Below are 23,681 nucleotides of genomic sequence, written 5' to 3'. Positions count from 1 at the left end.
ACGGGTGCGGGAAGCGGGCGGCGCGTGGCCGGCCGTCCGCCTCCCGCCGGCCGGTCCCGCCCGCCCGCCGTCCTCCACGGGCAGCGGACGGGTCAGGCCACCGCGCTCAGTGTGTCCGCGAGGCGGCGGCGGGCCGCCCGGGACGCCGGGAGCGCGGCCAGCGCCGCCGCCCCCGTCACCGCCGCCGCGCAGAGCAGCAGCAGAAGCAGCGCCGACGGCCCCGCGGCGATTCCGGAGCCGATCCCGCTCGACGCTCCCTGCGCGTCGATGAGCCAGCGCGCGAGCGGCACCCCGAGCCCGGTGGCGACGGCCGCCGCGGCCAGGGCGGTGCACGCCGTCGACACCACGGTGATCGCGGTGATCTGCCGGGGGGAGAGACCGATGGCCTTCAGAGCCAGCAGATCGCGTTCGCCCTCGCGCACCGTCCCGCCGATCGCCGTCAGCAGTTCGATCAGCCCGATGAGGGCCAGGACGACGATCAGCCCCACGATCACCCCGCGCAGCGGCGACAGCCCGTCGGCCGGGTTGGGCACGGCGTGCACGTCCAGGTGTCCCTGCCCGGCGGCCGTGAGCCGGTCGGCGACCGTGCCCGGGTCGGCGCCGGGACGCAACCGCAGTTCGTAGAGGGTGGGCCCGAGCCCGGGGTCGTTCTCCCGGAGGGTGTCGAGGGAGGTCGAGATGACCCGCCCGGCGTTCTCCGGCTCGATGCTGCGGCCCACTATGTGCAGGATCTGCGGCTGCTCGCCCACGGTGATGCGGACCCAGTCGCCGACCCGCGCGTCCAGCAGTGCCAGCAGCCCCTGGCCGGCGACGGCCTCGTCGCGGCCCGTCGCGGCCCGGCCCTCGGCCAGGGAGTACGGGTAGGGGTCCTGCCGGGTGCCGAGCCCGCGCAGCGCGATCGTGGCCGTCTGCCCCGGGACCAGTGCCGCCACCTCGACGCCCGGATAGGCGGCCGCCACCTGCGGGTCGCCCTCCAGCAGGGTCCGGGCGGCCCGGCCGGACAGGCCGGCGTCGGCGTGGACGGTGAGCGAGGTCGGCAGACCGACCTGCTCCGGCCGGCCGTCGAAGCGCTCGATGGTGGTCCAGGCGCTCATCGCCACCACGATCAGCAGCAGCGGCAGCGCCAGCCGCGCGACCGTGGCCGGGGACCGCAGACGCCTGCTGAACGCCCGGTGCCAGCCCAGCACCAGCGCCGGCGGCAGCCGCAGCCCCAGCGCACTGCGGGCCGCGCCCGACAGCCGTCCGCCGGGCGCGGACGCCCGCCGCGGCACCGGCACCGGAGGCACCCGCCCCGCCCGCCACGCGGCGAGCCCGGTGGTCGCGCCGATGAACAGCACCACGGCGACCGGCACCACGAGCAGGGACACCGTGTGCCCGGGCAGCCCGTGCCACACCCCGACCGCGTCCCCGAGCCGCCCCGGTATCCGGCTGCCCAGGCCCTGCACGACGGCCGCGGCGGCCAGCGCGCCCAGCAGCGCGTACGCGAGGTGCTGGAGCAGGAAGACCCGGACGACCTGCCCGGGGGTGAACCCGATCGCCTTCAGCACCGATATGTCCCGCAGATGCCCGCGGATCCGGGTGCCGATCGCGCCGTGCACGGCCAGCCCCGCCGCCACCAGGGCGCCCAGCCCGAACAGCCCCAGCACCTGCCCGAGCAGCCGGTTGTCGCCCTGCGCCTCCGCCCGGGCCTGCTTCCAGGTGGAGACCTCGCTGACCGCGCCGGCGCCCAGCACGGTCACGGCGCGCTGGACGGCGTAGTCGGTGTCCTCGGGGTCGGTGAGGCGCAGCGCCACCACCTGGCCCCTCGGGTCGCGCACGGCGGACGGCTGCGCCCAGACCAGTCCCGGCTGCTCACCGGGCCGGTAGCGCTTCTCCGCGCTGTCCGCCACGCCGAGGACCGTCACCGTGCGGTCCGTGCCGGGCAGGGTGAGGGTGTCGCCGGGCGCGGCGAGCAGGGCGCGGGCGAGCCGGCTCTCCAGGACCACCCCGTCCGGGTTCGACGGGTCCAGCCAGTGGCCGGACGTCAGCAGGGGGCGGCCCACGGACGGCTCCTCGGGGGTGCCGCGCAGTTCGACGGCGGCACGCGCGCCCCGGGAGGCGAGGGTGGCGGAGGCGGTGGGGTAGGAGCCGGTGACGGACTCGACGCCGTCGAGCTCGGTCAGCCTGCCGGTGTCGGCGGACGGCCCGGTGTGCAGCCACACGTGCGCGCCGTGCGCCTGGGTGAAGACGCGTTGCCACGGGTTGGTGGCGTACCCGAACAGGGCGGTGGCCAGCAGCAGCGAGACGACGATCCCGGCCGTGGCCAGCACCAGGAACAGCGCCTCGCCGCGGTGCGTGCGCAGATCGGAGTGCGCCCAGCGCAGGGTGGCTCGCATGGCCTCAGCCCCTCGGCCCGGACGCGGGGCGGCGGTCGTACTCCGGCATGTCAGTCCCTGAGCTCCAGCACACCGGAGGCGCCGGCCCGGCGGGGCGGGGCACCGCCGTCGAGCGCCGCGTCGTCGGCTATCCGGCCGTCGAAGAAGCTGATCACACGGTCGGCGGCGCTCGCGAGCCGGGCGTCGTGGGTGACCAGCACGATGGTCTGGCCGCGCTGGTGGAACCGGGTCAGCAGCCGCATCACCTCACGGGTGCCCTTGCTGTCCAGGCTGCCCGCGGGCTCGTCGGCCAGCAGCAGCGGCGGACGGTTCACCAGGGCCCGGGCGAGCGCGACGCGCTGCTGCTCACCGCCGGACAGCTCGCCCGGCATGCTGCGCTCCTTGCCCTCCAGGCCCAGCTCGGCCAGCAGGTCCGCGCGCTCGGCGCGGGCCCGCTTCGGCGGGACGCCGGCCAGCAGGGCGGGCAGCTCCACGTTGTCGGCGACGGACAGGTCGGAGACCAGGTTGAAGAACTGGAACACGATGCCGATGCGCTTGCGGCGCTCGACCGCCCAGCGGGCCTCGCGCCAGCCGTCCGCGCACTCGCCGTCCAGCCAGATGCTGCCGCTGTCCGGGCGCTGCAGACCGCCGAGCAGATGCAGCAGGGTCGACTTGCCGGCACCGGACGGGCCGGTGACGGCGACGAACTCGCCGCGTCGCACGCGGAGGTCGACACCCCGCACGGCGTGGGCCGGGGCGCCTTCGCCGTGATGCGTCTTGACCAGGCCCTCGGCGCGCAGCACAGGAGTGGGGTCGTCGCTCACTCCAGCTCCTCCAGCTCCTCCTGGCACCGTTCCAGCCAGTCGAGGTCCGCCTGGAGGTGCAGCATCGCACCCTCGATGAGCAGATGCGCGACGCGGTTGTCCCGGTTCTCGGCGGCGGCCAGCTTCGACAGGTGACGCATGGTGTTCAGGTACTGGCGCCGCTGTCGGTTGATGAGGGCGATCTGGTCGGCGAGGCCGGTCTGCGGGGCGAGGGCCAGTTTCATGAAGAACTCGTCCCGTACCCGAGGCTCGTCCTCGGTCTCCTCGAACCAGGCGTGCAGCGCCTCACGCCCGGCGTCGGTGAGGTGGTAGACCTTCTTGTTGGGCCGGCCCGACTGCTCGACGTCCTCGCCCTCTATGAGTCCCGACTTCTCGAGACGGCCGAGGGTGACGTAGATCTGGCCGACGTTCGGCTGAGGGTACGCGGAGCCCAGCAGTTGCTCAAGGTCCTGCTTCAGCTCGTATCCGTGCGCCGGGCCGCGCGCCAGCAGGGCCAGGAGGGGCAGCCGCACTCGTGCTCTCCTCCCCGTCCCGAGCCAATGTGCCGCAGACCCTAGTATCGCGCATACCTAACGGGTATACATGGCCTCTGGTCCCGGGCGACGACGCCCGGTGTCAGGTGTACAGGGAGGAACCTATGCGGTGGATCCACGCCGCCGGTAGGGGCCTTCTCGTCCTGGCCGTGATCCTGACCGGGTACGTCGCCTCGGGAGCCCGTGCCGACGACGGTCCCGGAGCGGGCCGCGGGCCGATGACCCTGGCCACCGCGGGCGACCTCACCGGGTATCTCGGCTCCGTCCTGGACGGCTGGAACCGCACGCACCCCGACGAGCGGGTCACCCTCGTCGAACTGCCCGACTCGGCCGACGAGACCCACGCGCAGATGACGACGGACCTGCGCGGCGGCGACCGCAGCCGCTTCGACATCCTCAACATCGACGTCAGCTGGACCTCGGAGTTCGCCGCCCAGGGCTGGATCCGCCCCCTGGAGCGCGACCGCTTCCCGCTCGGCACCTTCCTGAAGCCCGTCGTGGGCACGGCGACCTACGACGGACGGCTGTACGCGGTCCCGTACGTCACCAACGCCGGTCTGCTGCTGTACCGCAAGGACATCCTCGCCAAGGAGGGCGTCGACCCGCCGCGCACCTGGGACGAACTGGAACAGGCCGCGCGGACGATCGCGCCGAAGTACGGACTCGACGGGTACGCGGGCCAGTTCCTGCCGTACGAGGGGCTCACCGTCAACGCCGCCGAGGCGGTCTACTCGGCGGGCGGCACCATCCTCGGGGACGAGGGCGAACGCGTCACCGTCGACTCCGCGGCCGCCCGCGACGGCATCGACTTCCTGGCGCGCGGGGTGCGCGAGGGCTGGATCCCGAAACAGGCGCTCACGTACAAGGAGGAGGAGTCCAAGCAGGCCTTCCAGGACGGGCGCCTGTTGTTCCTCCGCAACTGGCCGTACGCCTACGCCGTCGCGTCGGCCGAGGGCTCACCGGTCGCCGGGAAGATCGGCGCCGTCCCGCTGCCCGGGCCCGACGGCCCCGGCACGAGTGTGCTCGGCGGTTCCAACCTGGCCGTCAGCACCCACGCCCGGCACCCCGACTCGGCGGCCCGGCTGCTCGCCTACCTGACCAGTGAGCACGTCCAGCGGCAGGTGCTCACGCGCGGCGCCCTGCCGCCCGTGCGGGCCGACCTGTACGAGGACCCGGAGCTGATCCGGAGGTTCCCGTATCTGCCGACGCTGCGCGAGAGCGTGCGGACGGCCGCTCCCCGCCCCAAGAGCCCGCGCTACGGGCAGGTGAGCCTCGTGGTGCAGGCGGTCGTGCGGGACGCGATGGCCGGGCACGACACGTCCGAGGCCGCGGTGCGCCGGCTGGCGCGCGAGCTCGACGCCATCGCGCGCTGAGCCTTCCCCACTCCCGCGCCTACTTACATGTTAGGTAACAGCGGCGTCTCATCCTTCTGAATCTCGTATGGGTATGCCCGGATTTGCCGCGCCAACTGTTCGGTAGCTTGCGCCATTTCATTGACACCCCTCTGAAACAGCTACCTAACATGCATGCATGCTGAGTAAGTACCACTGGTGGCGCGACGCGGTGATCTACCAGGTCTACGTCCGCAGCTTCCTCGACAGCACCGGCGACGGTGTCGGCGACCTCGCCGGGGTCCGCGCGGGGCTGCCGTATCTCAAGAAGCTCGGGGTCGACGGGATCTGGCTGAGCCCCTTCTACCCCTCGCCGCAGCACGACCACGGCTACGACGTCGCCGACTACTGCGACGTCGACCCGCTCTTCGGGGACCTCGCCGAGTTCGACCTGCTGGTCACGGCGGCCCGCCGGCTCGGCGTCAAGGTGCTGCTCGACATCGTCCCCAACCACTGCTCCAGCGAGCACCGGTGGTTCCAGGAGGCGCTGAGCGCCGGCCCCGGCAGCCCGGCCCGCGCCCGCTTCCACTTCGCCGACGGCCGCGGCCCCGAGGGCGCCGAGCCGCCCAACAACTGGCACGCCATGTTCGGCGGCCCCGCGTGGAGCCGGGTGACCGAGGCGGACGGGCGGCCCGGCCAGTGGTACCTGCACATGTTCACCCCCGAGCAGCCCGACTGGAACTGGCGCAACCCCGAGGTCGGCGCCGAGTTCGACCGGGTCCTGCGCTTCTGGCTCGACCGGGGCGTCGACGGCTTCCGCATCGACGTCGCCGCCGGTCTCTTCAAGCACCCCGAACTGCCCGACTCCGACGACCCGGAGGCCGACGCCCGCACCCGCGACTCGGTCAACCCGCTCGCCTGGAACCAGCCCGAGGTGCACACGGTGTGGCGCTCCTGGCGTTCCATATGCGAGGAGTACACCGAACGGGACGGCCGCGAACGGCTCCTCGTCGGCGAGGTGTCCGTGCCGACCGCGCGCGAACACGCCCTGTACGTCCGCTCCGACGAACTCCACCAGGCGTTCTTCTTCGACCTGCTCAGCGCCCCCTGGGACGCCGACGCCTTCCGCAAGGTCATCTCCGAGGCCATGCAGGACATCGCCGGTACCGGCTCGACGGTCACCTGGGTGCTCAACAACCACGACCAGGTCCGCACCGTCACCCGCTACGGGGAGCCCGCCCCCGAGGGCAGCGGCCTCGGCGCCGCCCGCGCCCGCGCCGCCGCGCTGCTCATGCTGGCGCTGCCCGGCGCCGCGTACATCTACCAGGGCGAGGAACTCGGCCTGCCCGAGGTCGTGGACCTGCCCGACGACGTCCTCACCGACCCCATCTTCCGCCGCACCGGAAGCCGCGCCCGGATCCGCGACGGCTGCCGGGTGCCGCTGCCCTGGTCCGGACAGGCGTCACCGTTCGGCTTCACCTCCGGCGTGGAGAGCGCCAAGCCCTGGCTGCCCCAGCCCGAGTACTTCGCCGAGTACGCCACCGACCGGGCGCTGGCCGACACCCGCTCCTTCTGGCACCTGTACCGCGACGGCCTGCAACTGCGCTCCGCCCTGCCCCAGTTGGGCGAGGGCACGCTGCGCTGGCTGGACAGCCCGCCCGGCGTCCTGGCCTTCGCCCGCGGCGACGGCCTGGTCTGCGCCGTCAACTTCGGCACGGCACCCACCTCCGCGCCGGTCTCCGGCACCCCGCTGCTGTCGAGCGGCCCCTGCCCGGCCGGCGTGCTGCCCGGCTCCACGGCCGCCTGGTGGATGAGCGACGGGACCGAGTCCCCCGCTCCCTGAACCCCCCCGCACCTCCCGAGACTCCGGAACCTCCGGCCGTTCTTCCCATTCCCCGAAGGGACATCGATGATGATGCGACGCCGTACCACCCTGCTCACCGGCTGTACCGCCCTCGTCCTGGCGCTCGGCGCGACCGCCTGCGGCGGCGACCCCGTCTCGGCCGGCGGCGGCGACAAGGCCCTCGACGGACAGACGGTCACCGTCGCCGGAGTGTGGACCGGCACCGAGCAGAAGAACTTCCAGAAGGTGCTGGACGCCTTCACCGAGAAGACCGGCGCCAAGACGACGTTCGTCTCCACCGGCGACAACGTCTCCACCGTCGTCGGCAGCAAGATCGAGGGCGGCAACGCCCCCGACGTCGTGATGGTCCCGCAGGTCGGCGTGCTCAAGCAGTTCGCGCAGAAGGGCTGGCTCAAGCCGCTGTCGGCCACCGCCCAGAAGTCCGTGGACGCCAACTTCGCGCCCGTCTGGAAGAACTACGGCAGCGTCGACGACACCCTCTACGGCCTCTACTTCAAGGCCGCCCACAAGTCGACCGTCTGGTACAGCCCCGACGCCCTCGCCCAGGCCGGCGTCGAGCCGCCGACGTCGTACGACGACCTGCTGAAGGCCGGGCGGACCGTCTCCGACTCCGGTCTCGCCGCCTTCTCCGTCGCCGGTCAGGACGGCTGGACCCTGACCGACTGGTTCGAGAACGTCTACCTCTCCCAGGCCGGCCCCGAGAAGTACGACGCGCTCGCCACGCACCAGCTGAAGTGGACCGACGCCTCCGTCGTGAAGGCGCTGACCACCCTCGGCGAGCTGTTCAAGGACAAGCAGCTGATCGCGGGCGGCCAGAAGGGCGCCCTGAACACCGACTTCCCCGGCTCCGTGGAGAAGGTGTTCGGCCCGAAGCCCGAGGCCGGCATGGTCTACGAGGGCGACTTCGTCGCGGGCGTCGCCAAGGACCAGTTCGGCCGGAAGATCGGCGAGGACGCGAACTTCTTCCCGTTCCCGGCGGTCGACGGGGGCAAGCCGCCGGTCGTCAGCGGCGGTGACGCCGCCGTCGTCCTGAAGGACGGCAAGAGCCAGAAGGCCGGCATGGCCCTGCTGGAGTACCTGGCCACCCCCGAGGCCGCCGCCGTGTGGGCCGAGGCCGGCGGCTTCCTGTCCCCGAACAAGAACGTCGACCTCGCCTCCTACGGCGACGACGTCACCCGTGAGACCGCCAAGTCGCTGGTCGCCGCCGGTGACTCGGTCCGCTTCGACATGTCCGACCAGGCCCCGGCGGCCTTCGGCGGCACCAAGGGCGCCGGCGAGTGGAAGCTCCTCCAGGACTTCCTGCGCGACCCGTCCGACCCGAACGGGACCGCCGCCAAGCTGGAGGCCGCGGCCGCCAAGGCGTACGAGGGCCAGGGCTGACCGATGACCGCGACCCTCGTCGACAAGGCGGGGCCCCGGCCGCCCGCCGCGAGCCCCGGCGCGACCCGCGCCCGGCGCTCGCGGCGGCGCGCCCGCGTCATCGCCCTGCTCTTCGTCCTCCCCGCGCTGCTCCTGCTGGGCGCCCTGGTCGTCTACCCGGTGCTGTTCTCCGTCGGCCGCAGCTTCTTCGACGCCTCCGGCACCCGATTCGTGGGCGGCGACAACTACACCGAGATGTTCCGGGACCCGGCCACCCTCAAGGCCATCCGCAACACCACGATCTGGGTCGTGGTGGCCCCGGCGCTGCTCACCGGCCTCGGCCTCATCCTGGCCGTGCTCGTGGAGAAGGTCCGCTGGGCGACCGCGTTCAAGCTGCTGCTGTTCATGCCGATGGCCGTCTCCTTCCTCGCCGCCGGCATCATCTTCCGGCTCGCCTACGACGAGGACCCGGACAAGGGCGTGCTCAACGCCGCCGCCGTCTCCGTGCACGACATGTTCCAGGACACCTCGGCCTACCCCACGGCCCGCGCCCGCGACGGGCAGGGACTGACGAAGGCGCCTGATGGCGCCTACCGCACGACCGGCACCGTCTCGCCCGGGCAGAGCGTCTCCCTGGGCCTGGTCGGCGTCCTGCCCGCCGACCTGCCCGACGGCACGCGGCCGGCGTACGAGGCCGCCCGGCGCACGGCCGGCGCCGGTGAGCTGACCGGCGTCGTCTACCTGGACTTCACCCCCGGCGGAGGAGGGAAGCAGGGCGTCGTCGACCGGCGCGAGAGCGGACTGCCCGAGATGAGGGTCGAGGCGGTGCGCGCGGGGGAGACCGTCGCCACCACGACCACGGCGTCCGACGGCTCCTTCCGCTTCGACGGCCTGGACGACGGCGCGTACACGGTCCGGCTGCCCGCCTCGAACTTCGCCGCGCCCTACGAGGGCATCTCCTGGCTCGGCCCCACGCTGGTCACCCCGGCGATCATCGGGGCGTACCTGTGGATCTGGACCGGGTTCGCGATGGTCCTGATCGGCGCGGGCCTGTCCGCCCTGCCCCGGGACTCGCTGGAGGCGGCCCGGATGGACGGCGCCAACGAGTGGCAGATCTTCCGCCGGATCACCGTGCCGCTGCTCGCGCCGGTCCTCACCGTCGTCTTCATCACCCTCGTCATCAACGTGATGAAGGTCTTCGACCTCGTCTACATCATCGCGCCCGGACCGGTGCAGGAGGACGCGACCGTGCTCGCGACCCAGATGTGGCTGGTGTCGTTCGGCGGCGGCAACAACCAGGGTCTCGGCAGCGCCCTCGGCGTCCTGCTCCTGCTCCTGGTCATCCCCGCCATGGTCTTCAACGTCCGCCGCTTCAAGAGGAGTCAGCGATGAACGCGGTCAGGCGCGGCCTGGGCAACTCGCTCGTGCAGGCCTTCCTCGTGGTGGTCGGCCTGGTCTGGCTGACCCCGCTCGCCGGACTGTTCCTGTCGTCGATGCGGTCCGCCGAGGACACCGCGAAGGGCGGCTGGTGGACGGCCTTCACCAGCCCCGGCCAGCTGTCCTTCGACAACTACTCGGCCCTGCTCGGCAACTCCGGGATCACGCAGGCCTTCTGGAACACGGTCCTGATCTCGGTGCCGACGACCGTCCTGGTGGTGGTGCTCGCCGCCCTCGCCGGGTACGCCTTCGCCTGGCTGGACTTCCCGGGCCGCGAGGCGGTCTTCCTGCTCGTGGTGGCCCTGCTGGTGGTGCCCGTGCAGATCGGCCTGCTCCCGGTCGCCAAACTCTTCGGTCAGCTCGGCCTGTTCGGCACGATCCCCGGCGTCGTCCTGTTCCACGTGGCCTACGGTCTGCCGTTCGCGGTGTTCCTGCTGCGGAACTACTTCGCGGAGATGCCCAAGGAGATGCTGGAGGCCGCCCGCATGGACGGCGGCACCGAGTGGCGGATCTTCACCCGTCTGGTCCTGCCGGTCGGCCGACCGGCGATCGCCTCCCTGGCCATCTTCCAGTTCCTGTGGGTCTGGAACGACATGCTGGTGGCGCTGCTCTTCGCCGACAGCTCCTCGCAGCCGCTCACCGTGGAACTGCAGTCGCAGATCCGTCAGTTCGGCAGCAACATCGACGTCCTGGCGCCGGGGGCGTTCCTGTCCCTGGTGGTGCCGGTGGTCGTGTTCTTCGCGTTCCAGCGGCACTTCGTGCAGGGAGTGATGGCGGGCTCGGTGAAGTAGCCGGTCCCCGATACGAGTTCGGGCCCCGCTTCTCAGGAAGCGGGGCCCGAACTCGTCCAAGAACACCGGTCAGGGAATCGCCGGCGGATACAGCGACCGCGGCAACTGCGAGGCAGCCGCCGCGTCCAGGAGCCACAGGGTGCGGGAGCGGCCCCGCGCGCCCGCCGCCGGGGCCTGGATCTCGCCCGCGCCGGACAGGGCGATCGCCGCGGCCTCCGCCTTGTCCTCGCCGGCCGCCAGCAGCCACACCTCACGCGCCGCGCGGATCGCGGGGAGCGTGAGGGTGACCCGGGTCGGCGGGGGCTTGGGGGCGCCGTGCACCCCGACGACCGTGCGCTCCGTCTCCCGTACGGCGGGCAGTTCCGGGAACAGGGAGGCGACGTGCGTGTCGGGGCCGACCCCCAGCATCAGGACGTCGAACGTCGGCACGGACCCGTGGTTCTCGGGACCCGCCGCCCGCGCCAGCTCCTCGGCGTAGGCGGCGGCCGCCGCCTCCACGTCCGAGCCGAACGGGCCGTCCGAGGCGGGCATGGCGTGCACCCGCTTCGGGTCCAGGGGCACCGCGTCCAGCAGGGCCTCGCGGGCCTGCGTGACATTGCGCTCCGGGTCGCCCTCGGGCAGGAACCGCTCGTCGCCCCACCACAGGTCCAGCCGGCCCCAGTCGATGGCGTCCCGGGCCGGGGCCGCCGCCAGCGCGGCCAGCAGACCGTTGCCGTTGCGGCCGCCGGTGAGGACCACCGACGCCGAGCCCCGGGAGGCCTGCGCGTCCACGATCTTCGTGATCAGCCGGGCCGCCGCGGCCTGGGCCATCAGCTCCTTGTCGCGGTGCACGACGAGCTGCGGGGTGGTGTGGGTGCTCACTTGGCCGCCGCCTTCTTCACCGGTTCCCCCGCCGTCGCTTCCTTCGCCGGGGCCTTGGCGGCGTCTTCGACAGGAGTCTCGGCCGCTTCTCCTTTGGCCGGCCCGTCCTCCGCCGCCTTCCCGGTCCCGGCGGGCCGGGCGGGCGCGGACGCGTGCAGCTTGTCCACGCCGAAGCGCAGCGCCGAGGCGTAGGTGTCGTCCGGGTCGAGCCGGCGCAGCTCCTCCGCGATCAGCTCGGACGTCTCCCGTCGCTTCAGCGCCACCGCCCGGTCCGGTTGCCCCTCGATGGACAGCGTCGCCAGCGAGCCGTCGGCCCGGTCGAGGACGATCGGGCCGCAGTCGGTGTCCAGCCGTACCGCCGTCAGGCCGGGACCCGACGACAGCGAGCGCTGCACGGGGACGTCCAGCCGGTCCGCGAGCCACATCGCCAGCAGCTCGCAGCTCGGATTGAACTCCTCGCCCTCCACCTCGACGGCCTTCACCTGGCAGACCACCTGGTCCAGGGCCGCCGCCAGCATCGAGCGCCACGGCGTGATCCGGGTCCAGGACAGGTCGGTGTCGCCCGGCGTGTACGTCCCGGCGCGCGCCGACAGCTCGCGCACCGGCTGCTCCGAGGCGTACGTGTCGGTCACCCGGCGCTGGGCGAGCGCGCCCAGCGGGTCGTTCGCCGGGTCGATCGGCGCGTTCACCGGCCACCACACCACCACCGGGGCGTCCGGCAGCAGCAGCGGCAGGACGACGGACTGGGCGTGCTCGGACACCTCGCCGTAGAGGCGAAGCACCACCGTCTCGCCGGTCCCGGCGTCGGCGCCCACCCGCACCTCGGCGTCCAGCCGGGACTGCGTGCGGTCCCGGGGCGAGCGCGAGACACGCTTGATCACCAGCAGCGTGCGCGAGGGGTGCTCGCGCGAGGCGTCGCCGGCGGCCTTCAGGGCGTCGTAGGCGTTCTCCTCGTCCGTGACGATGACCAGCGTCAGCACCATGCCGACGGCCGGCGTGCCGATGGCCCGCCGGGCCTTCACCAGCGACTTGTTGATCTTGCTGGCCGTGGTGTCCGTGAGGTCTATCTTCATGGCCGGCGCCAGCTCCGTCCCTCTCGTGCGAGCATTTCGTCCGCCTCGACGGGCCCCCAGGTGCCCGCCGGGTACTGGGCGGGCCTGCCGTGCCGGTCCCAGTACTCCTCGATCGGGTCGAGGATCTTCCAGGACAGCTCGACCTCCTCCGTGCGCGGGAAGAGGTTCGAGTCGCCGAGCAGGACGTCGAGGATCAGCCGCTCGTACGCCTCGGGGGAGGACTCGGTGAAGGACTCGCCGTACGCGAAGTCCATCGACACGTCCCGGATCTCCATCGACGTGCCGGGCACCTTGGACCCAAAGCGGACGGTGACGCCCTCGTCGGGCTGGACGCGGATGACGATCGCGTTCTGGCCCAGCTCCTCGGTGGCCGTCGTGTCGAAGGGGGAGTGCGGGGCGCGCTGGAAGACGACCGCGATCTCCGTGACCCGCCGGCCGAGCCGCTTGCCGGTGCGCAGATAGAAGGGGACGCCCGCCCAGCGGCGGTTGTCGACCGACAGCTTGACGGCGGCGTACGTGTCCGTCTTCGAGTGCGGGTCGATGCCCTCCTCCTGGAGGTAGCCGACCGCCTTCTCGCCGCCCTGCCAGCCCTCCGCGTACTGCGCGAACACCGTGTCGCGGCCGAGGTCCTTCGGCAGCCGGACGGCACCGAGCACCTTGGTCTTCTCGGCGGCGAGCGCGTCCGCGTCGAAGGAGGCGGGCTCCTCCATGGCGGTGAGCGCCATCAGCTGCAGCAGGTGGTTCTGGATGACGTCACGGGCGGCGCCGATGCCGTCGTAGTAGCCGGCCCGGCCGCCGATGCCGATGTCCTCGGCCATGGTGATCTGCACGTGGTCCACGAAGGACCGGTTCCAGATCGGCTCGAACATCGTGTTGGCGAACCGGAGCGCCAGGATGTTCTGGACGGTCTCCTTGCCCAGGTAGTGGTCGATACGGAAGACCTGGTCGGGGGCGAAGACCTCGTGCACGACCTTGTTGAGCTCCTCGGCGGAGGCCAGGTCGTGCCCGAAGGGCTTCTCGATGACCGCGCGGCGCCAGGAGCCGCCCGTCTGGTCGGCGAGCCCGTGCTTCTTCAGCTGCTGGATGACCACCGGGAAGGAACGCGGCGGCACCGAGAGATAGAAGGCGAAGTTGCCGCCCGTGCCCTGGGCCTTGTCCAGCTCCTCGATGGTGCCGCGCAGCCGCTCGAAGGCGTCGTCGTCGTCGAAGGTGCCCTGGACGAAGCGCATCCCCTGGATGAGCTGCTGCCAGACCTCCTCGCGGAAGGGGGTGCGGGCATGGGCCTTGACCGCGTCGTGGACCTCCTGGGCGAAGTCCTCGTTCGCCCACTCGCGGCGGGCGAAGCCGACCAGCGAGAAGCCCGGCGGCAGAAGTCCCCGGTTCGCGAGGTCGTACACAGCGGGCATCAGCTTTTTACGTGACAAATCGCCCGTAACGCCGAAGATCACCAGGCCCGACGGCCCCGCGATACGCGGGAGCCGTCGGTCGGCGGCGTCACGAAGCGGGTTCGCTTCCGTGACGTTGAAGGGTGGCAAGGGATCAGCCCTCCGAGGGGGCGAGGCGCTCCAGCTCCGCCTCGGTCGACTTGAGCAGGTCGTTCCAGGACGCCTCGAACTTCTCGACGCCCTCGTCCTCCAGCAGCTGCACGACCTCGTCGTACGAGATGCCGAGCCGCTCGATGGCGTCGAGGTCGGCGCGGGCCTGCTCGTAGGTGCCGGCGATCGTGTTGCCGGTGATCTCGCCCTTCTCCTCCACCGCGTGCAGGGTGGCCTCGGGCATCGTGTTGACGGTGTTCGGCGCCACCAGGTCGTCGACGTAGAGGGTCGGCTTGTACGCCTTGTCCTTCACACCGGTCGACGCCCACAGCGGACGCTGCTTGCGGGCGCCCGCCTTCTCCAGCGCGGTCCAGCGGTCGGAGGAGAAGACCTCCTCGTACGCCTGGTAGGCGAGCCGGGCGTTGGCGATGGCGGCCTTGCCGCGCAGGGCCTTGGCCTCGTCGGTGCCGAGCGCGTCGATGCGCTTGTCGATCTCGCTGTCCACCCGGGACACGAAGAACGACGCCACCGAACGGATCTGCGACAGGTCCAGGCCCTTGGCCTTCGCCTTCTCCAGACCCGCGAGGTAGGCGTCCATGACCTCGCGGTAGCGCTCCAGCGAGAAGATCAGCGTGACGTTGACGCTGATGCCGAGACCGATGACCTCGGTGATCGCCGGGATGCCGGCGCGGGTGGCCGGGATCTTGATGAGCGTGTTGGGACGGTCCACCAGCCAGGCGAGCTGCTTGGCCTCGGCGACGGTCGCGTGCTTGTTGTGCGCGAGCCGCGGGTCGACCTCGATGGAGACGCGGCCGTCCTGGCCGTCCGTGGCGTCGAAGACCGGGCGCAGGATGTCGGCGGCGTCCCGGACGTCCGCCGTGGTGATCATGCGGATGGCCTCTTCGACCGTCACCTTGCGGGCCGCGAGGTCGGAGAGCTGCTGGTCGTAGCCGTGGCCCTCGCTGATGGCCTTCTGGAAGATCGTCGGGTTGGTGGTGACGCCGACGACGTGCTGCTGGTCGATCAGCTCGGCCAGGTTGCCGGACGTGATGCGCTGGCGTGACAGGTCGTCCAGCCAGATCGCGACGCCCTCCTCGGAGAGGCGCTTCAGTGCGTCTGTCATGGAAAATCAAACTCCTACGTTGCGTATGTGAGCGTCAGCGCCGGGCCGCGGCGAGGGATTCCCGCGCGACGGCCGCCACGTTCTCGGCGGTGAAGCCGTACTCCTGGAAAAGGACCTTGCCGTCGGCCGAAGCGCCGAAGTGCTCCAGCGACACGATGCGGCCCGCGTCCCCGACGTACTTGTGCCAGGTCAGGCCGATGCCGGCCTCGACCGCGACACGCGCCTTCACGGACGGCGGCAGGACGCTGTCCCGGTACCCCTGGTCCTGCTCCTCGAACCACTCCACGGACGGCATGGAGACCACGCGCGTCGGCACCCCGTCGGCCTGGAGCCGCTCGCGCGCCTCGACCGCCACATGCACCTCGGAACCGGTCGCGATCAGCACGACCTCGGGCGTGCCGCCCTCGGCCTCGAACATCACGTAGCCACCGCGCGCGGTGTCCTCGTTGGCCTCGTACGTCGGCACGCCCTGCCTTGTCAGCGCCAGGCCGTGCGGGGCGCCCTTGCCGTACTCCTTGGTCCAGCGGCGCAGGACCTCGCGCCAGGCGATCGCCGTCTCGTTGGCGTCGGCCGGGCGGACCACGTTCAGGCCCGGGATGGCGCGCAGCGACGCGAGGTGCTCGACCGGCTGGTGGGTCGGGCCGTCCTCGCCGAGGCCGATGGAGTCGTGCGTCCACACGTACGTCACCGGCAGGTGCATGAGCGCCGACAGCCGCACCGCGTTGCGCATGTAGTCGGAGAACACCAGGAAGGTGCCGCCGTAGATACGGGTGTTGCCGTGCAGCGCGATGCCGTTCATCTCCGCGGCCATGGAGTGCTCGCGGATGCCGAAGTGGATCGTGCGGCCGTACGGGCTGGCCTCCGGCAGCGGGTTGCCCTCGGGCAGGAACGACGACGTCTTGTCGATCGTCGTGTTGTTCGAGCCGGCGAGGTCGGCCGAGCCGCCCCACAGCTCCGGGATGACCGCGCCGAGCGCCTGCAGCACCTTGCCGGACGCGGCACGCGTCGCCACACCCTTGCCGGGCTCGAAGACCGGGATCTTCTCCTCCCAGCCGGTGGGCAGCGCGCCCTTGGCGATGCGGTCGTACTCGGCGGCGCGCTCGGGGTTGTTGTCCCGCCACTGCTGGAACGACTTCTCCCACACGGCACGGGCCGCCCGCCCGCGCTCCAGGGCGCCCCGGGTGTGCGCGAGGACCTCGTCGGAGACCTCGAAGGTCTTCTCCGGGTCGAAGCCGAGGACCCGCTTGGTGGCCGCGACCTCGTCGTCACCGAGCGCCGAGCCGTGCGCGGCCTCGGTGTTCTGCGCGTTCGGGGCCGGCCAGGCGATGATCGAGCGCATCGCGATGAACGACGGGCGGTCGGTGACCTTCTTGGCCTCCTGGATCGCGTCGTAGATCGCGTTCGGGTCCAGGTCGCCGTCCGGCTTCGGGGCGACGCGCTGCACGTGCCAGCCGTACGCCTCGTAGCGCTTGACCGTGTCCTCGGAGACGGCCGTCTCCGTGTCGCCCTCGATCGAGATGTGGTTGTCGTCCCACAGCAGGACCAGGTTGCCCAGCTTCTGGTGACCGGCCATCGAGGACGCCTCGGCGGAGATGCCCTCCTGGAGGCAGCCGTCACCGGCGATGCAGTAGATGAAGTGGTCGAACGGGGAGGTGCCCGCGGCGGCCTCCGGGTCGAACAGACCACGCTCGTAGCGGGCGGCCATGGCCATGCCGACGGCGTTGGCGACACCCTGGCCCAGCGGGCCGGTCGTCGTCTCCACACCCGTGGTGTGGCCGTACTCCGGGTGGCCGGGGGTCTTCGAACCCCACGTCCGGAACGCCTTGAGGTCGTCCAGCTCCAGACCAAAACCGGCCAGGTAGAGCTGGGTGTAGAGGGTCAGGGACGAGTGGCCGGCGGACAGCACGAAGCGGTCCCGCCCGACCCAGTCGGCGTCCGAAGGGTCGTGCCGCATCACCTTCTGGAAGAGGGTGTACGCGGCGGGAGCCAGGCTCATCGCCGTACCAGGATGGCCGTTACCGACCTTCTGTACGGCGTCTGCGGCCAGGACGCGGGCGGTGTCCACCGCCCGCTGGTCCAGCTCGGTCCACTCGAGGTCTGTGGTGGTCGGCTTGGTGCTCACCCTGGGTCAGGGCTCCTCTCCACATGTCGGTTGCCGGCGTCACGGGCACGCGCCCACCGGCTGCCGGCGTACTCGGCGTCGGCCGGCCGTTGTCGAGCCTACCCCCGGAAGTACGTGCGTTTTTTCGACTCATCCCAGACTGCCGGGACTCTTCGGGATGTGCCTGTCGGCCGCGTCGTTCCGGGGCTCGGCACATGAATACGCACCCGGTCATCCGAGCGCTCAATCGAGCCCGCGCGCGCCCTTCGGACCACACCTCCAACACGACCGGACCCCCGCGGTGGTCCGGGTCTGGGCAACGTCTACAGTGGCGTGGTACGCGCGAGCCTTTACCGGGACTTCACACGGGTCGGGCTTGCTGGGATGTCTCTGTCAGGGGTGTGCGTGACGGCCGTTGAATCCCGTCCAGCGGGGATTGTCGGGACGAGCCAGAGCCCGAGCCGACGGCCGATCGGGGCCCGGGTCGCGGCTTTCGTGGCGCTGACCAAGCCGCGGATCATCGAGCTGCTGCTCATCACCACCGTTCCGGTGATGTTCCTGGCCGAGCGCGGCGTGCCCGACCTCGGTCTGGTGCTCCTCACCTGTGTGGGCGGTTACCTCAGCGCGGGCGGCGCAAACGCGCTCAACATGTACATCGACCGCGACATCGACGCCCTGATGGACCGCACCTCCCAGCGCCCCCTGGTCACCGGGATGGTCAGCCCGCGCGAGTGCCTCGCCTTCGGCATCACCCTGGCGGTCGTCTCGACGCTGCTGTTCGGCCTCACCGTCAACTGGCTGTCGGCCTGGCTGTCACTCGGAGCGCTGCTCTTCTACGTCGTCGTCTACACGATGCTGCTCAAGCGCCGTACCTCGCAGAACATCGTGTGGGGCGGCATCGCTGGCTGCATGCCGGTGCTGATCGGCTGGTCCGCCGTCACGAACTCGCTGTCCTGGGCGCCGCTGATCCTCTTCCTGGTCATCTTCTTCTGGACGCCACCGCACTACTGGCCGCTGTCCATGAAGGTGAAGGAGGACTACGCGCGCGTGGGCGTGCCGATGCTCCCCGTCATCGCCTCCAACAAGGTCGTCGCCAGGCAGATCGTCCTCTACAGCTGGGTGATGGTCGCGGTCTCGCTGCTGCTGACGCCGCTCGGCTACACGGGCTGGTTCTACACCGCGGTCGCGCTCGCCGCGGGCGGCTGGTGGCTGTGGGAGGCGCACGCGCTGCAGAACCGCGCGAAGGCCGAGGTGACCGGCGCGAAGCTCAAGGAGATGCGCCTGTTCCACTGGTCCATCACCTATGTCTCGCTGCTCTTCGTGGCCGTCGCGGTCGACCCCTTCCTGCGCTGACACGGCGGGATCTCCGCCGCTGACACGCTGAGGCGCGGGTCACGCACCCCTCCCGTCGCCAAGCGATCTACTGGTCGGTAGCATCCTGGCCATGGCAGACGACACGCAGCAGGTCGACGAGCGCAAGGTGACCCGCCTCGCGCACCGGATCAACGCCTTCGCGAAGTCCCACGGCGGTGCCGAGGCCCAGATCGCGTACATCGGCGAGCGCGGCGCCCGCATCGTCCTCGTGGGCGAGGACGGCGGCTGGGGCGACCTGGTGGCCCCCACGTTCGCGACCGCCGAGAAGGCCGTCGAGAAGGCTGGCATCACCCGCCACGAGTCCTTCGACGGCGAGCTCGCGGCGAAGGTGACCACGGGCCCCTACGAGTGGAAGCGGATGGCCGGCATCCAGATCGGCGGCTGAGCCCACCCGCTCCGGCGGCCCAGAGCCCGCCCGCTCCACCCCAACACCTCGGCACCGGTTCACCCGTTAGGACGTGTAGAGCACGCCAGCGTCCACCCACGGGGAGCCCGGATGATCGACACGCCGTCCCTCGTGGACCAGTACTGCCACGGCGTACTGAGAGCGGAGCTGGGCCTCGGCACCTTCGAGGCCCAGCTGGCCCGCACCGAGGGACCCCCCGCACCCGGCACCACCCTCTTCGACACCCAGACCGGCTTCGCCGTACGGCGCTGGTGCCCGCCCCTGCTCGGTCTGGAGCCGCACTGCCCGCCCGCCCGGTATCTGGCCCGGCGCCGGGAGCTCGGCGTCTGGGAGGCCGGACGGCGGCTGCTGCGGGGCAGCGGCATCACGACCTATCTGGTCGACACGGGCCTGCCCGGTGACCTGACCGGCCCTCCCGAGATGGCCTCCGCCGCCTCCGCCGAGGCCCATGAGATCGTCCGCCTCGAACTCCTCGCCGAACAGGTCGCCGACACCTCCGGCACCGTCGAGTCCTTCCTCGCCAACCTCGCCGAGTCCGTGCACGGCGCGGCCGCGCACGCCGTCGCCTTCACCTCGGTCGCCGGCGTACGGCACGGCCTGGCGCTGGCGCCCGAGCCGCCGGGGCCGGGGGAGGTGCGGGGCGCGGCCGGGCGCTGGCTCGCGGACCGTGACGTCGGCGGTGAGCTGACCGACCCGGTCCTGCTGCGGCACCTGCTGTGGATCGCGGTCGCGTCCGGGCTGCCGCTCCAGCTGCACGCCGGGCTCGGCCAGCCGGGCCTGCGCATCGACCGCACCGACCCGGTCCTGCTCACCGACTTCGTCCGCGCCACCGCCGGTCTCGGCACCGACCTGGTCCTGCTGCACGGCTACCCGTACCACCGGCACGCCGCCCATCTCGCCGGCGTCTTCCCACACGTCTACGCCGACTCCGGCGCCGCCCTGGTGCGCACCGGCGCCCGCGCGGCCACGATCCTCGCCGAGATCCTGGAGCTGGCCCCCTTCGGCAAGATCCTCTTCTCCAGCGGCGCCCAGGGCCTGCCCGAACTGCACGTCGTGGGCGCACAGCTGTTCCGCGAGTCCCTCGCCAGGGTGCTCGGCACCTGGGTCGCCGAGGGCGCCTGGTCACCGGCGGACGCCCAGCGCGTCGCGGAGATGGTGTCGTCGGGGAACGCCCGCCGGGTCTACGGCCTGCCGTGAGCGGGCTGTACGCCCCGGGCGCCCGCGGCCAGACTGACGGGATGCCGACCGACGCCCTGCTCGACCGCTTCCTCACCGCCCTGCGACCGCTGCGGCCCGTCGCCGTCTGGGCGCACGGCTCGCTCGCCGGCGGCGACTACCAGGAGGGCCGCAGCGACCTGGACCTGATCGCCGTCCTGGACGGCCCGCTCACCCCGCGCACGATCTGGCGGCTGGCCACGCTGCACGCCCGGCTGCGGACCGCGCCGCTCGCCCCGCTGCTGCACTGCTCCTACCTCACGCCGGACACCCTGGAGGACCCCGCCCGCCGCCATCTCACCTGGGCGCACGAGGAGCTGTTCCGGCGGCCCGTCACCCCCGTGACCCGGCGCGAGTTGCACGCCTTCGGGCGCGTGCTGCACGGGGAGGCCCCCGCCGCCCTGCTGCCGCCGGTGCCGGACCGCGAGCTGACCACGTTCGTCATGCGCGACCAGCGGGACTTCTGGCGGCCCGCCGTGGCCGACGCCCGGCTGTGGACCCGGGACGTCTGGGTCGACCTGGGGCTGATCACGTTCGCGCGGGCCAGCGTCACCGCGCGCGAGGGACGGCTCATCTCCAAACGGGAGGCGCTGGAGCTGCTGCCCGGACTGGGGGCGCCCGCCGAGGTCGTCACCGACGTCCACGCCCGCCGCTACGGTCGGGCGGAGCCGCCGTCCGACGCGTGGGCGGCGCGGCGGGGGCGGCTGACGCGTTCCTACCTGGGCCCGGCGATCGACGCGCTGGTGGCGTCCAGCGGCTGAGCGGGCAGATCCGGCACGGACGCCTCCGGGCGCTCGCGCAGCGCGAGGAGCACGCGCAGCACCGCGATCCACACCAGGGCCGAACCCAGCATGTGCAGGCCGACCAGCAGCTCCGGCAGGTCCGTGAAGTACTGGACGTAACCGATGACGCCCTGCGCCAGCAGCACCAGGAACAGGTCACGGGTGCGGTCCAGCGGCCCCTTCGGCGCGTCGACCGCCTTGAGGACGAACCAGAGCGCGAACGTCAGCGTCACGACGATCCAGGCCAGCACGGCGTGCAGCTTCGTCACGGTCTCCCAGTCGACCGGCATCCGGTCGACCTCGCTGGAGTCACCCGCGTGCGGTCCCGCGCCGGTGACCACCGTGCCCACCAGGATCAGCAGGACCGAGGCGGAGACCAGGAACCACACCAGCTGCTGGACGGCCTTGCCGACCAGCGGGCGCGGCGCCGCGTCCCCCTCACGGGTGCGCTGCCACATCACCACGGCGACCGCGATCAGCGCGGACGACGCCACGAAGTGGGCGGCGACCGTGTACGGGTTCAGGCCGACCAGGACGACGACGCCGCCGAGCACGGCGTTGCTCATCACGATCCAGAACTGCGCCCAGCCCAGCCGGGTCAGGCCCCGCCGGTACGGCTCGGTGGAGCGGGCGGCGATGATCGCCCAGCCGACCGCCGCGCACAGCACGTACGTCAGCATGCGGTTGCCGAACTCGATCGCGCCGTGCAGGCCCATCTCGCGGGTGTTGGTGAGCGAGTCGCCGGTGCACTTCGGCCAGGTCGGGCAGCCGAGCCCGGAACCCGTGAGGCGCACGGCCCCGCCCGTGACCACGATGATCACGGACATCACGAGCGCGGCGAGCGCCGCGCGGCGGACGGTCCTCGGATCCGGGGTCCAGCGGGCGGCGATGAAGGCGAGCGGGTTGCGCACGGCGGCCTGGGCGTCGGCGCGGGTCAGGTTCTGCACGCGCACCATCGTAGGCCGCCGCTTGTGCACGCTTTCACGAGGGGGCCCGCCCCGCGGGGTGATCCGCGCTACTCCCAGCGGAAGAACCGGCCGGCCGCCGCGAGGCCCACGACCGCCCACACGGCGAGGATCCCGACGTCGCCCCAGGGCATCCCCGCGCCGTGCTGGAGCACGTCCCGCAGCCCGTCGGAGAGCGCGGAGACGGGCAGCAGCCCGAGGACGTCCTGGGCGGCCTGCGGGAACTTGTCCAGCGGCACGACGACCCCGCCGCCGACGAGCAGCAGCAGGAAGACCAGGTTGGCGGCGGCCAGCGTCGCCTCCGCCTTGAGCGTCCCGGCCATCAGCAGCCCGAGCCCCGAGAACGCGGCCGTCCCGAGGATCAGCAGCAGGAGCACGGCCGCCGGGTTGCCGTGCGGCGACCAGCCCAGCGCGAAGGCGATCAGCGTCAGCAGGACGATCTGCAGCACCTCGGTGACCAGCACCGACAGCGTCTTCGCCGCCATCAGGCCCCAGCGTGGCAGCGGTGAGGACGCCAGCCGCTTCAGCACGCCGTACCGGCGCTCGAAGCCCGTCGCGATGGCCTGCCCGGTGAACGCCGTCGACATCACTGCGAGCGCCAGGATGCCGGGGGCGAGGAAGTCCACCGCCTCGCCCGCGCCGGTGTCCACGATGTCCACCGAGCTGAAGAGCACCAGCAGCAGGGTCGGGATCACCACCGTCAGCAGCAGCTGCTCGCCGTTGCGCAGCAGCATCCTCGTCTCGAGCGCGGCCTGCGCGGCGATCATGCGGGGGAGCGGGGCCGCGCCCGGCTTCGGGGCGTACGTCCCGGTGCTCGTGGTGGTCATGAGCGCAGCTCCTTGCCGGTCAGCTCCAGGAAGACGTCCTCCAGCGTGTGCCGCTCCACCGAGATCCGGTCCGGCATCACCCCGTGCTGCGCGCACCAGGACGTCACCGTGGCGAGCAGTTGCGGGTCGACCTTGCCGACGACCCGGTACGAGCCCGGCGTCAGCTCGGCGGCCGTGCAGTCGGCGGGCAGCGCCTTGAGCAGGGAGCCCACGTCGAGGCCGGGGCGGCCGCCGAAGCGCAGGGTGTTCTCGGCGCCGCCGCGGCACAGTTCCTCGGGGGAGCCCTGGGCGATGACCCGGCCCGCGTCGATGATGGCGACGTCGTCGGCGAGCTGTTCGGCCTCGTCCATGTAGTGCGTGGTGAGGATCACCGAGACGCCGTCGGCCCGCAGATCCCGGACCAGGTCCCAGGTGGCGCGGCGGGCCTGCGGGTCGAGTCCCGCGGTCGGCTCGTCGAGGAAGACCAGCTCGGGGCGGCCGACGACGGCCATGGCGAGCGCGAGGCGCTGCTGCTGGCCGCCGGAGAGCCGGCGGTACGCCGTCCGGCCGCAGCCGCCGAGGCCGAGGCGCTCGATGAGCGCGTCCACGTCCAGGGGGTGGGCGTGCAGCTTGGCGACGTGGCGCAGCATCTCGTCCGCGCGCGCCCCCGAGTAGACACCGCCGGACTGGAGCATCACCCCGATCCGGGGCCGCAGCGCGGCGGACTGCCGCACCGGGTCCAGGCCGAGGACACGCACGGTGCCGGAGTCCGGTCTGCGGTAGCCCTCGCAGGTCTCCACCGTCGTCGTCTTGCCCGCGCCGTTCGGTCCGAGCACGGCCGTGACGCCCGCCCGGGCCACCAGGTCGAGGCCGTCCACCGCGGTTCTGCCGCCGTAGCGCTTCACCAGGGCGTGGACCTGGACCACGGGCTCGTTTCGCATGGCTCA

At 72.1% G+C, this 23,681-nt stretch carries 20 protein-coding genes; 9 read left to right on the top strand and 11 right to left on the bottom strand.

What is annotated here, in order from left to right; translation table 11 throughout:
- Positions 1–92 precede the first annotated feature (92 nt).
- From F8R89_RS08895 to F8R89_RS08885, 3 genes are read right to left on the bottom strand one after another with little or no spacing between them, the layout of a single operon-like run.
- Positions 93–2,375, bottom strand: coding sequence for an FtsX-like permease family protein (locus F8R89_RS08895; protein WP_151783458.1), 2,283 nt, complete (start codon positions 2,373–2,375; stop codon positions 93–95).
- Positions 2,376–2,425: 50 nt separating this feature from the next.
- Entirely contained in the window at positions 2,426–3,178 is a 753-nt protein-coding gene (locus tag F8R89_RS08890) for an ABC transporter ATP-binding protein (protein ID WP_151783457.1), read from the bottom strand.
- Entirely contained in the window at positions 3,175–3,690 is a 516-nt protein-coding gene (locus F8R89_RS08885) for a PadR family transcriptional regulator (protein ID WP_151783456.1), read from the bottom strand. The genes F8R89_RS08890 and F8R89_RS08885 overlap by 4 nt, the downstream gene beginning before the upstream one ends.
- Positions 3,691–3,815: 125 nt before the next feature.
- Between F8R89_RS08885 and F8R89_RS08880 the strand changes: the two genes are divergently transcribed.
- The 5 genes from F8R89_RS08880 to F8R89_RS08860 all read left to right on the top strand — a co-directional run bounded on the left by F8R89_RS08880 (position 3,816) and on the right by F8R89_RS08860 (position 10,493).
- Positions 3,816–5,084, top strand: coding sequence for an ABC transporter substrate-binding protein (locus tag F8R89_RS08880; protein ID WP_151783455.1), 1,269 nt, complete (start codon positions 3,816–3,818; stop codon positions 5,082–5,084).
- 157 nt (positions 5,085–5,241) lie between these two features.
- Positions 5,242–6,885, top strand: coding sequence for a glycoside hydrolase family 13 protein (locus F8R89_RS08875; RefSeq protein WP_151783454.1), 1,644 nt, complete (start codon positions 5,242–5,244; stop codon positions 6,883–6,885).
- Positions 6,886–6,954: 69 nt separating this feature from the next.
- Positions 6,955–8,286: an ABC transporter substrate-binding protein gene (locus F8R89_RS08870; RefSeq protein ID WP_151788042.1), complete on the top strand. Its 1,332-nt coding sequence runs from the start codon at positions 6,955–6,957 to the stop codon at positions 8,284–8,286.
- Positions 8,287–8,289: 3 nt separating this feature from the next.
- Positions 8,290–9,657 carry an ABC transporter permease subunit gene (locus tag F8R89_RS08865; protein ID WP_151783453.1) on the top strand — a complete coding sequence of 456 codons (1,368 nt, stop codon included), beginning with the start codon at positions 8,290–8,292 and terminating at the stop codon, positions 9,655–9,657.
- On the top strand, positions 9,654–10,493 hold the full coding sequence (locus tag F8R89_RS08860; RefSeq protein ID WP_151783452.1) for a carbohydrate ABC transporter permease: 840 nt from the start codon (positions 9,654–9,656) through the stop codon (positions 10,491–10,493). The genes F8R89_RS08865 and F8R89_RS08860 overlap by 4 nt, the downstream gene beginning before the upstream one ends.
- A gap of 69 nt (positions 10,494–10,562) precedes the next feature.
- Here the strand turns inward: F8R89_RS08860 and pgl are convergent, their stop codons facing one another.
- The 5 genes from pgl to tkt are packed head-to-tail and all read right to left on the bottom strand — an operon-like array spanning position 10,563 to position 17,207.
- Entirely contained in the window at positions 10,563–11,354 is a 792-nt protein-coding gene (gene pgl / locus F8R89_RS08855) for a 6-phosphogluconolactonase (RefSeq protein ID WP_225994350.1), read from the bottom strand.
- Positions 11,351–12,427 (bottom strand): glucose-6-phosphate dehydrogenase assembly protein OpcA, encoded by a 1,077-nt coding sequence (gene opcA / locus F8R89_RS08850; RefSeq protein ID WP_151783451.1) that lies wholly within the window; start codon positions 12,425–12,427, stop codon positions 11,351–11,353. Before opcA ends, pgl begins: the two co-directional genes overlap by 4 nt.
- Positions 12,424–13,962 (bottom strand): glucose-6-phosphate dehydrogenase, encoded by a 1,539-nt coding sequence (gene zwf / locus F8R89_RS08845; protein ID WP_151783450.1) that lies wholly within the window; start codon positions 13,960–13,962, stop codon positions 12,424–12,426. The genes opcA and zwf overlap by 4 nt, the downstream gene beginning before the upstream one ends.
- A gap of 4 nt (positions 13,963–13,966) precedes the next feature.
- Positions 13,967–15,085 carry a transaldolase gene (gene tal / locus F8R89_RS08840; RefSeq protein WP_151783449.1) on the bottom strand — a complete coding sequence of 373 codons (1,119 nt, stop codon included), beginning with the start codon at positions 15,083–15,085 and terminating at the stop codon, positions 13,967–13,969.
- Between the two features lie 34 nt (positions 15,086–15,119).
- Positions 15,120–17,207, bottom strand: coding sequence for a transketolase (tkt, locus tag F8R89_RS08835; protein WP_151783448.1), 2,088 nt, complete (start codon positions 17,205–17,207; stop codon positions 15,120–15,122).
- Positions 17,208–17,570: 363 nt separating this feature from the next.
- On the opposite strand from tkt, the gene F8R89_RS08825 reads away from it, so the two are divergent.
- From F8R89_RS08825 to F8R89_RS08810, 4 genes are all read left to right on the top strand, one after another.
- Entirely contained in the window at positions 17,571–18,539 is a 969-nt protein-coding gene (locus tag F8R89_RS08825; RefSeq protein ID WP_413251244.1) for a heme o synthase, read from the top strand.
- 91 nt (positions 18,540–18,630) lie between these two features.
- Positions 18,631–18,945, top strand: a complete 315-nt coding sequence (locus F8R89_RS08820; protein WP_151783447.1) for a hypothetical protein — start codon at positions 18,631–18,633, stop codon at positions 18,943–18,945.
- A gap of 111 nt (positions 18,946–19,056) precedes the next feature.
- Positions 19,057–20,163: an amidohydrolase family protein gene (locus tag F8R89_RS08815; protein ID WP_151783446.1), complete on the top strand. Its 1,107-nt coding sequence runs from the start codon at positions 19,057–19,059 to the stop codon at positions 20,161–20,163.
- Between the two features lie 41 nt (positions 20,164–20,204).
- On the top strand, positions 20,205–20,942 hold the full coding sequence (locus F8R89_RS08810) for a nucleotidyltransferase domain-containing protein (protein ID WP_151783445.1): 738 nt from the start codon (positions 20,205–20,207) through the stop codon (positions 20,940–20,942).
- Here F8R89_RS08810 and F8R89_RS08805 read toward each other — a convergent pair.
- From F8R89_RS08805 to F8R89_RS08795, 3 genes are read right to left on the bottom strand one after another with little or no spacing between them, the layout of a single operon-like run.
- Positions 20,897–21,919 carry a COX15/CtaA family protein gene (locus F8R89_RS08805; protein WP_151783444.1) on the bottom strand — a complete coding sequence of 341 codons (1,023 nt, stop codon included), beginning with the start codon at positions 21,917–21,919 and terminating at the stop codon, positions 20,897–20,899. The genes F8R89_RS08810 and F8R89_RS08805 overlap by 46 nt on opposite strands.
- A 59-nt stretch (positions 21,920–21,978) precedes the next feature.
- Positions 21,979–22,755: an ABC transporter permease gene (locus tag F8R89_RS08800; RefSeq protein ID WP_151783443.1), complete on the bottom strand. Its 777-nt coding sequence runs from the start codon at positions 22,753–22,755 to the stop codon at positions 21,979–21,981.
- The gene (locus tag F8R89_RS08795) at positions 22,752–23,675 is read right to left on the bottom strand and encodes an ABC transporter ATP-binding protein (protein ID WP_151783442.1); all 924 of its coding nucleotides are present in this window, start codon (positions 23,673–23,675) and stop codon (positions 22,752–22,754) included. Before F8R89_RS08795 ends, F8R89_RS08800 begins: the two co-directional genes overlap by 4 nt.
- Positions 23,676–23,681 lie beyond the last annotated feature (6 nt).

It is taken from the genome of Streptomyces sp. SS1-1, from assembly GCF_008973465.1.
In the GTDB taxonomy this organism is placed as follows: Bacteria; Actinomycetota; Actinomycetes; order Streptomycetales; family Streptomycetaceae; genus Streptomyces.
The sequence above is the reverse complement of the archived record's forward strand: the minus strand, read 5'-3'. Positions and strand labels throughout refer to the sequence as shown.